This window comes from Leminorella grimontii ATCC 33999 = DSM 5078 (assembly GCF_000439085.1).
GTDB lineage: Bacteria > Pseudomonadota > Gammaproteobacteria > Enterobacterales > Enterobacteriaceae > Leminorella > Leminorella grimontii.
Map to the genome: position 1 here is coordinate 113,081 of NZ_KE392226.1, position 12,816 is coordinate 125,896.

Annotated in this window: 15 protein-coding genes and 1 pseudogene; 7 read left to right on the plus strand and 9 right to left on the minus strand. The window is 53.2% G+C overall.

Annotation, left to right across the window (positions count from 1 at the left end; genetic code table 11):
- Positions 1 to 69: 69 nt before the first annotated feature.
- Positions 70 to 1,006: pseudogene (gene bioB, locus G544_RS0118430) on the minus strand (biotin synthase BioB); the annotation flags it as partial.
- Positions 1,007 to 1,125: 119 nt separating this feature from the next.
- Between bioB and bioA the strand changes: the two are divergent.
- The 3 genes from bioA to G544_RS21050 are packed head-to-tail and all read left to right on the plus strand — an operon-like array spanning position 1,126 to position 4,450.
- Entirely contained in the window at positions 1,126 to 2,415 is a 1,290-nt protein-coding gene (bioA, locus tag G544_RS0118435; protein ID WP_027275945.1) for an adenosylmethionine--8-amino-7-oxononanoate transaminase, read from the plus strand.
- A 16-nt stretch (positions 2,416 to 2,431) separates the two neighbouring features.
- Positions 2,432 to 3,295: a DMT family transporter gene (locus G544_RS0118440; protein WP_027275946.1), complete on the plus strand. Its 864-nt coding sequence runs from the start codon at positions 2,432 to 2,434 to the stop codon at positions 3,293 to 3,295.
- Between the two features lie 33 nt (positions 3,296 to 3,328).
- Positions 3,329 to 4,450 (plus strand): DUF6348 family protein, encoded by a 1,122-nt coding sequence (locus tag G544_RS21050; RefSeq protein ID WP_051155835.1) that lies wholly within the window; start codon positions 3,329 to 3,331, stop codon positions 4,448 to 4,450.
- Positions 4,451 to 4,574: 124 nt separating this feature from the next.
- Here G544_RS21050 and G544_RS0118450 read toward each other — a convergent pair whose 3' ends face one another.
- A complete protein-coding gene (locus G544_RS0118450) occupies positions 4,575 to 5,045 on the minus strand; it encodes a lysozyme (protein ID WP_027275947.1) in 471 nt (156 codons plus the stop codon).
- 270 nt (positions 5,046 to 5,315) lie between these two features.
- Here G544_RS0118450 and G544_RS0118455 point away from each other — a divergent pair, with 270 nt between their 5' ends.
- Positions 5,316 to 5,915, plus strand: a complete 600-nt coding sequence (locus G544_RS0118455) for a LuxR C-terminal-related transcriptional regulator (protein WP_027275948.1) — start codon at positions 5,316 to 5,318, stop codon at positions 5,913 to 5,915.
- A 50-nt stretch (positions 5,916 to 5,965) separates the two neighbouring features.
- Here G544_RS0118455 and G544_RS0118460 read toward each other — a convergent pair whose 3' ends face one another.
- The 7 genes from G544_RS0118460 to G544_RS0118495 form a co-directional block, all read right to left on the minus strand.
- The gene (locus G544_RS0118460) at positions 5,966 to 6,490 is read right to left on the minus strand and encodes an RNase A-like domain-containing protein (protein WP_027275949.1); all 525 of its coding nucleotides are present in this window, start codon (positions 6,488 to 6,490) and stop codon (positions 5,966 to 5,968) included.
- Positions 6,491 to 6,906: 416 nt separating this feature from the next.
- On the minus strand, positions 6,907 to 7,359 hold the full coding sequence (locus G544_RS0118470; protein ID WP_036024591.1) for a hypothetical protein: 453 nt from the start codon (positions 7,357 to 7,359) through the stop codon (positions 6,907 to 6,909).
- 90 nt (positions 7,360 to 7,449) lie between these two features.
- Entirely contained in the window at positions 7,450 to 8,019 is a 570-nt protein-coding gene (locus G544_RS0118475) for a hypothetical protein (RefSeq protein WP_027275951.1), read from the minus strand.
- A 44-nt stretch (positions 8,020 to 8,063) separates the two neighbouring features.
- On the minus strand, positions 8,064 to 8,552 hold the full coding sequence (locus G544_RS0118480) for a hypothetical protein (protein WP_027275952.1): 489 nt from the start codon (positions 8,550 to 8,552) through the stop codon (positions 8,064 to 8,066).
- 34 nt (positions 8,553 to 8,586) lie between these two features.
- Complete coding sequence (locus G544_RS0118485) at positions 8,587 to 9,033, minus strand: lysozyme (protein ID WP_027275953.1); 447 nt, start codon at positions 9,031 to 9,033, stop codon at positions 8,587 to 8,589.
- A 3-nt stretch (positions 9,034 to 9,036) separates the two neighbouring features.
- Positions 9,037 to 9,624, minus strand: coding sequence for a DUF2589 domain-containing protein (locus G544_RS0118490; protein WP_027275954.1), 588 nt, complete (start codon positions 9,622 to 9,624; stop codon positions 9,037 to 9,039).
- 83 nt (positions 9,625 to 9,707) lie between these two features.
- Positions 9,708 to 10,334 (minus strand): DUF2589 domain-containing protein, encoded by a 627-nt coding sequence (locus G544_RS0118495; RefSeq protein ID WP_027275955.1) that lies wholly within the window; start codon positions 10,332 to 10,334, stop codon positions 9,708 to 9,710.
- Between the two features lie 313 nt (positions 10,335 to 10,647).
- Between G544_RS0118495 and nrdR the strand changes: the two genes are divergently transcribed.
- The 3 genes from nrdR (at position 10,648) to ribH (ending at position 12,792) form a co-directional block, all read left to right on the plus strand.
- Positions 10,648 to 11,097: a transcriptional regulator NrdR gene (gene nrdR, locus G544_RS0118500; protein WP_027275956.1), complete on the plus strand. Its 450-nt coding sequence runs from the start codon at positions 10,648 to 10,650 to the stop codon at positions 11,095 to 11,097.
- 6 nt (positions 11,098 to 11,103) lie between these two features.
- Positions 11,104 to 12,219: a bifunctional diaminohydroxyphosphoribosylaminopyrimidine deaminase/5-amino-6-(5-phosphoribosylamino)uracil reductase RibD gene (gene ribD, locus G544_RS0118505; RefSeq protein WP_027275957.1), complete on the plus strand. Its 1,116-nt coding sequence runs from the start codon at positions 11,104 to 11,106 to the stop codon at positions 12,217 to 12,219.
- Between the two features lie 102 nt (positions 12,220 to 12,321).
- Positions 12,322 to 12,792 carry a 6,7-dimethyl-8-ribityllumazine synthase gene (ribH, locus tag G544_RS0118510; protein WP_027275958.1) on the plus strand — a complete coding sequence of 157 codons (471 nt, stop codon included), beginning with the start codon at positions 12,322 to 12,324 and terminating at the stop codon, positions 12,790 to 12,792.
- The last annotated feature ends 24 nt before the right edge of the window (positions 12,793 to 12,816 follow it).

Consider the following 12,816-nt stretch of genomic DNA (forward strand, 5'->3'; position numbering starts at 1 on the left):
CCTCTTTTTGCCGAGCCGCCAGGCGATGAAGCCGCTCGTCTTCTTCTCGTTTGACGTCTCCCCGCTCCGTTTCCAGCCCCAGTTTTTCCAGCAGCGCCAGATCGCGATTTTTTTCCGGATTGGGCGTGGTTAACAGCCGGCAGCCGTAAAAAATCGAATTGGCGCCCGCCATAAAGCACATGGCCTGAGTTTGTTCGCTCATCTGCTCTCTGCCGGCGGAAAGCCGAACGTAGGAGGTGGGCATCATAATGCGGGCGGCGGCGACGGTACGGATAAAGTCGAAGGGATCGATATCCGGGCCGTTTTCCAACGGCGTTCCCGCGACGCTGACCAGCATGTTGATCGGGACGCTGTGCGGCGGTTCGGGCAGGTTGGCCAGCTCAACCAGCAGTGCGGCCCTGTCGCTAACGGACTCTCCCAGCCCGACGATACCGCCGCTGCACACCTTCATTCCCGCCTCGCGCACGTGCTCCAGCGTATCCAATCGTTCCTGATAGCTGCGGGTAGTGATGATGTGCGGATAGAAGTCGCGGGAGGTGTCCAGATTATGGTTGTAGTAGTCCAGCCCGGCCTGCGCCAGCCGCTGGGCCTGATGGGCGCTTAACATGCCCAGCGTCATGCAGCTCTCAAGCCCCAGCGCCTTTACGCCGGTAATAATGCGCTCAAGGTGCGGCAAATCGCGATCCTTCGGGTTTTTCCAGGCTGCTCCCATGCAAAAGCGGCTTGCTCCGGCCTCTTTGGCGCGGCGGGCTTCCGCCAGCACCGTCTCGATGTCCATCAGCGGCTCACCGGCAACGCCGGTGTGGTAGCGGGCGCTCTGCGGGCAGTATTTACAGTCCTCCGGGCAGTTGCCGGTTTTAATCGACAGCAGCGTGCTGAGCTGAATGCGCTTAGGGTTAAAGTGCTCGCGATGTACGGTCTGCGCGCGAAACAGCAGCTCCAGCAGGGGCTCGTTGAATAGCTTAAGGGCGGATCCTTGCGTCCAGCGAACGGGTGAAGTCGTCATGTTTTCTGTTTTTCTCAATCGATAAAAAGGATTGGTTTTGAGAAAATGTAATTGTAAACTAAATTTATGTCAAATTGGTTTACATATGATTTTTACATGCGATTTTGATGATAAATACCATGCTTACAAACGAAGAGTTCGATCGGCGCCACGTGTGGCACCCCTATGCGTCAATAACGCGGCCTTTACCCTGCTATGCGGTAAGCGGAGCGCAGGGATGCGAAATTCATTTACAGAGCGGCGAGCGCCTGATCGACGGCATGTCGTCCTGGTGGGCTGCGGTGCACGGCTATAATCACCCGGCGCTCAACCGTGCGGTAGCGGAACAGCTGGAAAAGATGTCCCACGTTATGTTTGGCGGCTTGACCCATGAACCGGCCATTGAGCTGTGTCGTCGCCTGGTAGGCATCGCGCCGAAGGGGCTGGAGTGCGTTTTTTTGGCCGACTCCGGCTCGGTGGCGGTTGAGGTCGCCATGAAGATGGCGCTGCAGTACTGGCAGGGGCGAGGCGAGCCCAGGCGGCGCTTTCTCTCGCTGGCGAAGGGCTATCACGGCGATACCTTCGGCGCCATGTCGGTGAGCGATCCGACGTCGTCCATGCATTCGCTCTATCGCGGCTTTCTGCCCGACGGGCTGTTTGTGGACGGTATGGATATTCCCTTTGACGGTGAATGGCGAGAAGAGGCGATAGCGCCTTTCGCAGAGACGATGGCGCGCCATCATCGCGAACTGGCGGCCGTCGTTCTGGAACCCATCGTGCAGGGCGCGGGAGGAATGCGCTTTTATCATCCTGAATATCTAAGGCAAATCCGTCGCCTGTGTGACGACTACGGCGTTTTGCTTATCGCCGATGAAATCGCCACCGGCTTTGGCCGCAGCGGAAGGCTGTTTGCCTGCGAGTACGCAGAGATTTCGCCCGATATCTTGTGTCTGGGAAAGGCGCTGACCGGCGGCTATATGACGCTGTCCGCCGTGATGACCCGGCGCAGCGTAGCGGAGACGATAAGCGACGGGCAAGCGGGCTGCCTGATGCACGGCCCCACCTTTATGGGCAACCCGCTGGCCTGCGCCGTCGCCTGCGCCAGCCTGAACCTGCTGACGACGGGAGAATGGCGGATTCAGGTCGCCGAGATAGAGGCGCAGCTTAAGCGCGAGCTTGCTCCTTTGGCGTCCTGCGAGTTTGTCGAGCAGGTCAGGGTGCTTGGCGCGATCGGCGTGGTTGAAATGAAGCGGCCGGTCAGTCTTGCAAAAATACAGCGGTTTTTCGTCGAGCAGAGCGTGTGGATCCGTCCGTTCGGGCGGCTTATTTACCTAATGCCGCCCTACGTGATTAGCCCCAAGCAGCTTACCTGTTTGACTCAGGCCGTTTCAAAAGCGGTCACTGATTATCATCTATATTGTCACGCCTAGCGCTTCTGGAGTTTCTATGCCTTATCTTATTGTGACCACCGTTATCTGGTCGTTTTCCTTTAGCCTGATCGGCGTTTATTTAGCCGGGCAGGTCGATCCGTGGTTTTCCGTTTTGATGCGCATCGGGCTGGCGGGGCTGTTGTTTATTCCTTTCTTAAAGCCTAAAGGGCTACGGCTCGTGCCCGCGCTGGCCTTTATGGCGGCGGGTGCCAGCCAGCTTGGCGTGATGTACCTGTTTTACTATCACTCTTTTCTCTATCTCAGCGTCGAAGAAGTGCTGCTGTTCGGCATTACCATGCCGATTTACATTACGCTCATCTATGACGCCCTTCGCGGCCAGGCGCTGCGCTGGCGCTACCTGTTCAGCGCCGCGTTGGCGGTGCTGGGGGCGGGCGTTATCAACTTTAGCCACCCCAAGCCGGGATTTTGGCTCGGCATGGCGATTATTCAGGCGGCGAACTTTTTCTTCGCGCTGGGGCAGGTGGGCTATAAGCGAGCGATGGAGCGCTATGCGCTGCCGCCGACTCAGGCCGGCGCGCTGTTTTACTTAGGCGCACTGTGCGTGGCGATCCTTGCCTGGCTGTGGCAGGGGGACGCAAGCGGGCTTCCGACGACGTCCACCCAGTGGCTGATTTTGGTCTGGCTGGGGCTGGGGGCTTCCGGGCTGGGCTACTTTATGTGGAACTACGGCGCAGGCAAAGTCGATGCCGGTACGCTGGCGATTATGAATAACGCCATGATCCCCGTCGGCCTGCTGGTTAATTTCGCCATTTGGCAGGAGCAGCCGGCGTGGGGAAATACGCTGGCGGGCGGCGCGATTTTGCTGTTTACGCTCTGGTTTCACCAGCGGTGGATAGCGCCGCGGGAGGAAGTAGCTTAGTATGCTTTTTTAAGGGAATAACGGAGATAGGCCATGGATATTGTCAGCAAGCTGCATGAACTGTTTGAAGAAAGCGAAATTCGAGGGAACGAGGTTCATTTTCCCGACTGGAACGTCACAGTGAAGCCGAGTATCAGTGAACTGAAAGAGGGCGCGGCGAACCTGTCTTTCTATGTAACTAGCCCCGTCTGGGAGGCGGCGCTTTATGAATGTTGCGTCGGCATGGGGGACAGCCAGGAAAAGGCCGTCGGCATGGCGATGGGTAGCTTTGCATTTGGCATGATGAGTGGAATTCGACACATGATGAAAGATATGTCGAATTCCTGCGGTCATTGCGGTTGCGAGATGGAAGCAAAGAGCCTGACGTCGGAGTTTGTTGGGCATCACCACGAATGGCGCGTCTATGAAGGCGATGTGGTCACTATGGGCGACGGCCACAAGGAGAGTCGCTCGTTTTGGTCGCTGATTTCAGAAAAAATTGCCCAGAGGTTGGGCAACCAAAGAATGTGCTACATCAAAATATATGGCTGTAAGTTCGGCGATCAAACGATCGGCGAGTGCCGCCTTAATGATGTAGTTTGCTCCGAGCTTAGTGAAGTCATTGCTAACTATGTCGCCGACTGGGAGGTGGAGAACTTCATGTCCCAGAAGCAGTTCATCTTTCTTGCTCAGGAAGAAAGTACACTCATTCCCTATCCGCACAGCGCATCACAAATAGCGAATTTTACCAAAGAGGCTATTGAGCTGTTTAAAAACAGTCAAAGTAATGAAGACTATCAGCAATATCTGCCGAGGCTGGCGGAGCGCATCGGCGATAACGATTTGGCGCAGGAGCTCTCTATGTTTTTACCCGAGATGTGTGCGGAAAGCGCGTTTGAAAATATTACCTATAAGGATCAGGTGACGATATCCGTCCGCGACAGGCAGATGACAGTCTATAAATCGCAAATCGCCAGTTACTACCCTATTTTGAGGGCGCTTCATGCTGAGTTTGGTAACGGAACGTTCACTAACGAGCTGTACAACGACTATATTTCGATAAGCTCAATTTATAGCGTCATTTGCGATGCTACAGAGAAGGGAGTTGATATGGCTGAAACTGGCGGAGATCTGTCCCTTTCTTTTGGTGTCTATGACGAATATCAGTTGCGCTAACAATAAATTGTGAGCAGGCTCTTGGAAAAACATCGACCCAAGAGCCGTTAATTGCAGCGTCTATTAAGTTCGCTTGGCGTGCCGTGCAGTTAAATGGCTGCGTTTATAAGCTAAATAGGCTTGCTCAAGCGCTTTGCTCTGCCGCCTCGCTTTGGTTAAACAGCGTTTGCTCAGCCAGGCGACGGCGCGTCAAGTTCGCCAGCACTTGGCCGCCGGCTTTGTTCCACTTCAGCAGCTCATTGGCGGCACCGTGATAATCTCCCATATTGAGCCTTTTCAATAGCGTCGAGGAGGCCAGCCTGCCGACGCCGACGTTAAGGGCAAAAGAGGCCAGCGCATCGAACTGGTTTTGCGTAAGCGGTACGGAAACCAGCTTGTTAATGCTTTTTTCTGCTGGTGAAAGGTCTCTGCGCAGCAGGGCTTCCGCCTCTTGTTCTGTAATAGGGTGGTCGAAGGTTTCACCGGGGGAAATTAAGTGGCCGTAGCCGATGGTCCAAAAGCCGACGGCGTTACGGCATTTGTTTTGCGATAGCCCTTCAAAACGCTTTATAAGTTCAATTCCATTCTTTCCCGTATAGCTGATTTCGTTAGCCATTTTTTTCCTTATGCTATTTCAAATAGCCATTTATTTTTTGTGGTTTATATAAAGGTAGGCAATAACGTAGCGTTTTTCTACTTTATTTCAAAATAGTGACGTCTTTCTCAAATATAGGTAGGGATGTCGAACTGGTTCATTTATAAATCTCTCTCGTTAAGAGAAATGGTATACGGCAAATGTCGCCTTTATTTTATTGTTTAATGGCGATATTTTCATTTTACAGCATGGGTAAGAGAGAGAGTCATAATAAACACAGGGGAAATATAAATGAATATTTTAATCATTGATACATTGCCAATTTATGTTCATGGATTAAAGTCCGGGCTGGTTAAAATGCTGCCGGAGGCAAAAATTGTTAATACTAGTAATATTGACAGCTTTTGGTTGGCATTAAATGAGGGAGATATCTCAATTATTTTACTCGACGGGGAAATGGAACATATTTGCTGTGTCGATCTGCTCGATGAGATTTTTATAAAATATCCGGAAGTACACGTTATCGTCTCGCTGAGAAAGGTAAAAAAATCGCTGGTGCGCCAATATTTACGGCACCGCGCCGCTGCTGTTATTTGTAAAGATCAGCCGCTGGAGGCCGTTGTACAAGTCTTGCGTGCCGCTGAGACCGGATTGGTGTGCCTGCCCGACAGCTCCGTGCTTGATGATGACCGCTGCCGCTCGGTAGAAACGCTGAGCGAACGCCAGAGAGAAATTCTTAGCCTGCTTGCCGACGGCCAGTCTAACAAGCAGATTAGCCGCTGTTTGAACATTAGTGCTGGTACGGTAAAAGCCCACTTGGAGTCTATTTTTCGGCGGCTGAACGTCAATAATCGCACTCAGGCGGCGATGATGTTTGTTGAAGAGGAATAGCACGTCATGAAAAATGGGACTATTTAATATAGTCCCATCCGTTCTTCATTTTATTGTCTACCAACAGGCTGAGGGTAGGTGGTCAATAAATACCATCCCGAATAGTCATTCTTATAAACAATGGTTGCTCTTTCATTCCCTTGAATAGGTTTTTTACCCTCGGAGTTCTTAATGTAATATTCTCCTACGGCTTCTTTACTCTCCCCGGATAGGGCTATATTACTGGATACTGCTTCATTTCCTCGTTTTATAGCATTTTCGCAGAAAGCTTGAACGTCTTTAGCTATGTATTTCCACATTGTTTCTTCATTGAGCCATGTAGAAGCGATAGCAATATTTCTGTTTTGGAGATATTTTTCATCTTTATTAATATGCCTTTCTTGAGTATGGCCTCCATTGTTCTCTTGTGCTGTTAGCCAGCCAGTAATGGTCATTCCATCTTCCCCCGGAAGCTTTTCACATAAAACACCCGGTAGCCTGTCGGCAAATGAAGAGCCTGAGGCTAAAAGACAACCTAGAAATAACAGGTGGGTAAATAAGTTTTTTACATATTTAGATAAATAAAAATTAGTCATGATTTTCTCCTTTGATATAATGCGAGTTATTTCGCAGGAGAAAATCTAACGCCTTGTTATTTTGGTAAATAGTCGCTTTTTGTTATAGCTGATGGATGTAAATGTCCTAGGCTATTTTAGTGATAAAAATGTCTGGTTATTTTCTGAGTATAATTTTAAAAAAATAATGACTGCTAATTATTGCAATTCCAATGTCATTAAAAATCCATATAGGAAGTGAGTTGTTATATATTTCATAGCCGTAAATTAAATAAGGAAAACTTAATGCCCCCTGTGCCGCAAAGCCGAACGCCGTCATAATGAGCGCCAGCTTATACCAGGCCGGCCGTCGATATATATACGGATGGAGGGCGCTACAAAAAATAAATATCGCAGTAATAATATTGATAACGGCCAGCAGTAAAAAAAATAGCCATTCAAAGGTTATATTCATCGTCGTCCTCTTTCTGCTTCGTTTTTGATGAAGGAGCGCGCCGCTTTGTTTTGGCGGGCGGCGGAGCCCATGAAACGGTGCTTTTTATGTCGCTAACCACCTCGAGCAGGTCGCTGTCTTCACGGTGGCTGAAAAAATTGCCAAGCCAGGCAATGGCCCCAACGCTAATTGCGCCGACGAAATACCCAACGCCTAAGGCAATGTCGATTTCACCTATGTTCATGCCCAGCCAGCGTGAGGTGAGTCCGGTAAAGGCGAAGCTGGCGGAAACGCTGATGCTGCCGATGATCAAACCCGCTGCGAATCGGCCGCGCTGGTGGAGCTTTTTGGGCCGCCAAAAAAATGAGATGCTCAATCCGCCAAGCAGGCCGGACAGCGAAGAAAGCCCTTGATAAAAGATGACGCCGATGCCGGCGTCAATCGGGGTAGTATCCATAGCGCCTCGCGTACGAAAGTCGTGTTGGACGTTGACCCATAGCGAACTACCGTGCGCTATGGGCCGACTTTTTGAGACATTTCGCGATATTTAGTTGAGCCGGATGATGACGCCTGAGAAGTTAATCGTCGGTTTGCCCGCTTCGTCAACGTCGCCAGCGCCGCCGGGATCGTATAAATAGACGCTCTCCCCTCGCTTACCCATCGCAATCCAGTGATTGCCGTCGTTGACCAGAACCAGATAGTAACCGTCCTTCTTTAACAGTTGGTCAAGAGTCTTCTCACTGTCTTCAGTTATTTCTACCTCTTTAGTGATTTCCACCTCTTTATTCAGGCGTCCTTTTTCGGACGTGATGAGCTCAGGGTGCTTCTGGCCGTAGGCTTTTGTTACCGTTAGCTTATATCGGGTAAAGCCATTCTCTTTGGCTGTCTTAATCAGGCTTGAAGGCAGACTTCTGGCTCCTTTCTGGTTTTTTGGCGAAAACAGTGGGATGTCACAGTCATTCTGAAAGGCGATGACTTGATTATATATGTCGCTGCCGTTGGGCTGATTGTCACAGGGGGGAGTTCTGCTGGCGTGTATTAACGCCGCCAGCGCATAGCCGCCGCACTGGTTTACGTTGCCCGTATCGGGCTGCTTACAGGTGTATTTAGAAAACATATAACGTTCCTCTTGTTTGGAATAAAAAGCGTTGTGGCGCCGTATTACCGGCAGGGGACGATCTCCGCCGCGCTTTCATAAAGCTCGGTGGATAAATAGCGGGTTTTGCTGTTTGGGCTGTAAATAAGGCGTTTGCTACTGCGGTGGCCCGACACGGATTCCAGATCGGCGGTAAACCAGCTTCCTTTGTCCGATACCGGCTTACCGGGGTAGGGATCTCCGCCGATGATTTTCTTATTCAGTATGAATTTGCTCCACAGGGAGCCCGTTCCATCCCAGCCGGCCTCTTTTGCCTTTTGGGTGGTGACGTAAGCAATAGGGAGGACGTTATCCCGGTTGAGGATTCTTACCAGCTCGACCAGGTCTTTCTCACTGTTGATTTCGCTGCCGCTTTGCTGCTTGAACGCGACGTTGGCGTTAGCGACGGCCTGTTCGCAGCTGACGACGTCCGGCGCGTCCGCCCGACAAAGGGCGCTGGCCATAGCGAAGAGCAGCGCGGTAATAAAAAGCAAAGAAACGTGACGTACTTTCATGACGAACTCCTTACGATGTTATTGATAAATGGACCTATTGATTAAAAAGCGCTCTTTCAGCCTGGCGGCGACGGGTCAAACCTGGCAGCACGTTGCCGCCGGCCTTGTTCCACTTCGGCAACTCGTCGGCGGCGCCCCGGTAGTCTTGTGCGTTAAGCTTTTTCAACAGCGTCGAGGTGGCCAGCCTGCCGACGCCGACGTTAAAGACAAAAGAGACCAGCGCGTCGAACTGGTTTTGCGTGAGCGGGACGGAAACCAGCCGCCTGATGCCTCGCTCCGACTCCAGCAAATCTTTACGCAGCAGGGCTTCCGCCTCTTGCTCCGTAAGGCTGCGCTCAAACGTCTCTCCAGAGCGAATTAAATGGCCGTAGCCGATGGTCCAAAGGCCGACGGCGTCCCGGTATTTGCTTAACTCGAGCCCTTCAAATTCCTTAATCAGGTTGATACCGGCCTGGCCGGTGTTTTGTGGCAGGTTAGACATGGGTTATTCCTCCGTATCGACAGGCTGAGGCAGTACGCGGTTGGTATACTCGTCAATAAGCCGCATGACGCTCTCGGGGGGCTCCAGCACTTTGAACAGCATCTCGATATCCACGTGCTGGCTGTCTCTGCCGCCTTTGTCCTTGCTGTGGGGCGACAGGCTGACCTGAAAGCGGCCCACGGTGTCGCTGTTCTCGCCCGGCGCGGCTTCAACCTGTTCAACCGCGTCGGTTCTGACGGTGAGGTGAACCTTCATCTCTTCGAGCATCAGCCCGCGAGGCGTCGCCAGCGCGATGAGCGGCAGATCGAAGTTGTGTTTTTCATCCAGCATCATCTGCACCGTGCGGGGCGACAGGCGGCCGTCCGGCATGGGTTCGAAAAACGGTTCCAGCGACTGCATGTACTGGTGCGCAATAAGCTGGTTAGCGGCGGTAGCGGCGTACTGCATTCCGCGCGTGATGTCCGCCAGCGTGATGGGCGATCCGCGATTTTCCGGCGGTTGCGGCGGCTCGCCTCCTCCGGCGCCGCCCAGGTTTTCGCCTGACGTTTCCTGTGCGTCGGGCTTTCCTCGTAACCAGTCTTTCAATGACATAAGGGACTCCTGATATAAAGAGGCGCTATAAACAGCCGCCCCTTGGTAGCGTTAATGAATTGAAGCTCTTCAACGAGGAGGGGTTACGCGGCCTGCTTTTCTTTCTGCTGCAGCGATTCCGTCGTCTGGAACTCTTCAAGCTTTTCGCTATTGGCCTTATGAACCACTGGCTTGGTCGCTGACTCCGTTAAAAAGTCAATGACGCGCATCAGCGCTTCCGGCGGATCCTGGCGCTTCACCTGCGTATGGATGCTGTACTTGGCGCGGGTGTCGGTTTTTCGCGTCTGTTCTGACTTGTGGGAGACGCGGCCGGTAACCTTGGCTTTGAAAGGCCCCCAGCCAACGGAGGCTTTCAGGCCGGCTTCGGCCTCGGTGCTGCTGCTGTCCGATTCGCTTTGCGAGATTTCGAGCTCAAAGTCGATCGTACCCTCTTCGATACAGATGATCGGGTGAGTGACGGCCGCCAGCAGGGGAATGCGCATGGTTTTTGTCATCACGCCCTGCACAACGCCTTGCTCATCAACAACGGTTTCGTCGTAGTCGAACTGGACGGCGTTTGCCTTACCGTCCTTAATGCAGACCGACAGCAGGAAGTCTGTATATGATTTGGTCGCCTGAATCTGCGCTTTGATCATCGCCTGCAGCGGGCCGCCGATCATGTGTTCCAGCGGCAGGGCGTTGATCACCGAACCGATAAATTTTTCGTTCATTGCGTTACTCCTGTTTATGTTGGTTATGGATGCGAATTCGCGAGATAAACTTAACGCCATGAAATAGTGAAAAATATCGGTCTAATGTCGGCGTGATATAACGATAATTGGCATAGGGCTGAGGGGATAGAGCGAGGCTTTTATCAAATGAGAGACAAATGTTGTCAGATTTTGTGTTTTTATTTATCCAACGGTTAGAAAAATATAGCTTCCAATGTATCTGAGGTGTATCGCTCTTTGGCCGGGGCGTTTAGAATAGGGCCGATGCGCCGCCCTGAAGGCGATAATTTTCAGACATTTTCCAGGAGACGTTATGCATTGCCCATTTTGCGCTGCCGTAGACACCAAAGTGATTGATTCACGCTTGGTTGGGGATGGTTCGCAGGTTCGCCGCCGCCGTCAGTGTCTGGTCTGCAATGAACGCTTTACGACGTTTGAAGTTGCCGAGCTGGTTATGCCTCGGATCATCAAGCGCAACGATATCCGTGAGCCTTTCGACGAAGACAAGCTTCGCCGCGGCATGCTGAAGGCGCTGGAGAAGCGGCCTGTGAGTTCTGACGACATCGAGCTTGCGATTAGCCACATTAAATCCCAGCTGCGGGCGACCGGCGAACGCGAGGTTCAGGCGTCGATGGTGGGAAATTTGGTGATGGAAGCGCTGCGCAAGCTCGACAAGGTCGCCTACATTCGCTTTGCCTCCGTATACCGCAGCTTTGAAGACATTCGCGAGTTTGGCGAAGAAATTGCCAAACTGCAGGACTGATATTTTATGCACAACGACGCTGTTTATATGGCTCGGGCCGTTGAGCTCGCTTGGCTGGGGCGTTTTACCACCTCCCCCAATCCTAACGTCGGGTGCGTTATCGTGCGCGACGGGATTATCGTCGGCGAGGGCTACCATCAGCGCGCCGGAGAACCGCACGCCGAGGTTCATGCCCTGCGCGCGGCGGGAGAAAAGGCGCGCGGCGCTACGGCCTACGTCACGCTGGAGCCCTGTAGCCACCATGGGCGAACGCCGCCCTGCGCCGACGCACTTATCGAAGCCGGCATCGCGCGCGTTGTCGCCGCCATGCAGGACCCGAATCCGGAAGTCGCCGGTCGCGGCCTTTATCGCCTGCAGCAGGCCGGCATTGAGGTTGAATATGGCCTGATGATGGAAGAGGCCGAAGCGTTGAACCGCGGCTTCTTTAAGCGCATGAGAACCGGCTTCCCCTACCTTCAGCTTAAGATGGCCGCTTCGCTGGATGGCAAAACCGCCATGGCGTCCGGCGAAAGCCAGTGGATAACCTCGAACGAAGCCAGGCGCGACGTACAGGCCTATCGGGCGCAGAGCTGCGCTATCCTCAGCACCAGCGAAACCGTGCTGACGGATAACCCCTCTTTGAACGTGCGCTGGGAAGAGCTTGGCGACGACGTTCAGGCCGTTTATCCCAAAGAGCGCCTGCGCCAGCCGCTTCGCGTGATCCTCGATGCCAGAAACCGCCTTACCCCTGATTTGAAAGCGTTCTCTTTGCCGGGGCCCATTTTGCTGGTGCGCACCCAAAAGGGGAATGAAGCCTGGTCGGATAACGTAGAGCAGCTTATTGTTCCGGCAGCGTCCGGCGGCGTCGATCTGGTGGTGCTGATGATGCAGCTGGGGCGCAGGCAGATTAACCGCGTCTGGACGGAAGCGGGCGCGACGCTTGCGGGCGCGCTGCTGACTCAGGGGCTGGTGGACGAGCTGGTGCTCTATACCGCGCCCAAGCTTTTGGGCGACGATGCGCGCGGCCTGTGTCGCCTGCCGGGCATCGAGCGCCTGGCGGACGCACCGCGCTTTACGTTTGGCGGCGTTAAGCGGGTAGGGGACGACCTTCGGCTGTCCCTGTTTCCTAATTCGGAGCGCTAACGGCGCGGCGGCGTAAAATCCGCAGCGCAGCGGGTAAAAGAATGTGATAGAATCCGCCCCCTTAACCCAGTGATTAAAGTAAAAACACCGAGGATTACTCGTATGAACGTTATCGAAGGCAATGTTGCTGCACCGCAGGCGCGCGTAGCTATCGCGATTGCGCGTTTTAACAACTTTATTAACGACAGCCTGCTGGAAGGTGCGGTTGACGCCCTTAAGCGTATCGGCCAGGTTTCTGACGCCAACATTACGGTCGTATGGGTGCCGGGCGCCTACGAGCTTCCGCTGGCGGTGCGTACGCTTGCCGAAACCGAACGTTACGACGCGGTTATCGCGCTGGGCACTGTCATTCGCGGCGGCACCGCCCACTTTGAATATGTGGCGGGCGAGTGCAGTTCCGGCCTTTCCAGCGTGGCGATGAACAGCCGCGTTCCGGTCGCCTTTGGCGTTCTGACGACGGAAAACATCGAACAGGCCATCGAGCGCGCCGGTACTAAAGCGGGTAACAAAGGGGCCGAGGCCGCCATGACCGCACTGGAAATGATTAACGTCATCAAGGCGATTAAAGCCTGAAGCACGATGCATCAAGCGTCGTGA

Excerpts from the sequence above, each read along its gene's own strand:
- G544_RS0118495 (WP_027275955.1), bottom strand. The coding sequence starts at position 10,334 with ATGAACGAAAAATTTATCGGTTCGGTGATCAACGCCCTGCCGCTGGAA.
- G544_RS0118460 (WP_027275949.1), bottom strand. The coding sequence starts at position 6,490 with ATGACTAATTTTTATTTATCTAAATATGTAAAAAACTTATTTACCCAC.
- G544_RS0118485 (WP_027275953.1), bottom strand. The coding sequence starts at position 9,033 with ATGTCTAACCTGCCACAAAACACCGGCCAGGCCGGTATCAACCTGATT.
- ribH (WP_027275958.1), top strand. The coding sequence starts at position 12,322 with ATGAACGTTATCGAAGGCAATGTTGCTGCACCGCAGGCGCGCGTAGCT.
- nrdR (WP_027275956.1), top strand. The coding sequence starts at position 10,648 with ATGCATTGCCCATTTTGCGCTGCCGTAGACACCAAAGTGATTGATTCA.
- G544_RS0118470 (WP_036024591.1), bottom strand. The coding sequence starts at position 7,359 with ATGGATACTACCCCGATTGACGCCGGCATCGGCGTCATCTTTTATCAA.
- G544_RS0118490 (WP_027275954.1), bottom strand. The coding sequence starts at position 9,624 with ATGTCATTGAAAGACTGGTTACGAGGAAAGCCCGACGCACAGGAAACG.
- G544_RS0118455 (WP_027275948.1), top strand. The coding sequence starts at position 5,316 with ATGAATATTTTAATCATTGATACATTGCCAATTTATGTTCATGGATTA.
- G544_RS21050 (WP_051155835.1), top strand. The coding sequence starts at position 3,329 with ATGGATATTGTCAGCAAGCTGCATGAACTGTTTGAAGAAAGCGAAATT.
- bioA (WP_027275945.1), top strand. The coding sequence starts at position 1,126 with ATGCTTACAAACGAAGAGTTCGATCGGCGCCACGTGTGGCACCCCTAT.
- G544_RS0118475 (WP_027275951.1), bottom strand. The coding sequence starts at position 8,019 with ATGTTTTCTAAATACACCTGTAAGCAGCCCGATACGGGCAACGTAAAC.
- G544_RS0118480 (WP_027275952.1), bottom strand. The coding sequence starts at position 8,552 with ATGAAAGTACGTCACGTTTCTTTGCTTTTTATTACCGCGCTGCTCTTC.
- ribD (WP_027275957.1), top strand. The coding sequence starts at position 11,104 with ATGCACAACGACGCTGTTTATATGGCTCGGGCCGTTGAGCTCGCTTGG.
- G544_RS0118450 (WP_027275947.1), bottom strand. The coding sequence starts at position 5,045 with ATGGCTAACGAAATCAGCTATACGGGAAAGAATGGAATTGAACTTATA.
- G544_RS0118440 (WP_027275946.1), top strand. The coding sequence starts at position 2,432 with ATGCCTTATCTTATTGTGACCACCGTTATCTGGTCGTTTTCCTTTAGC.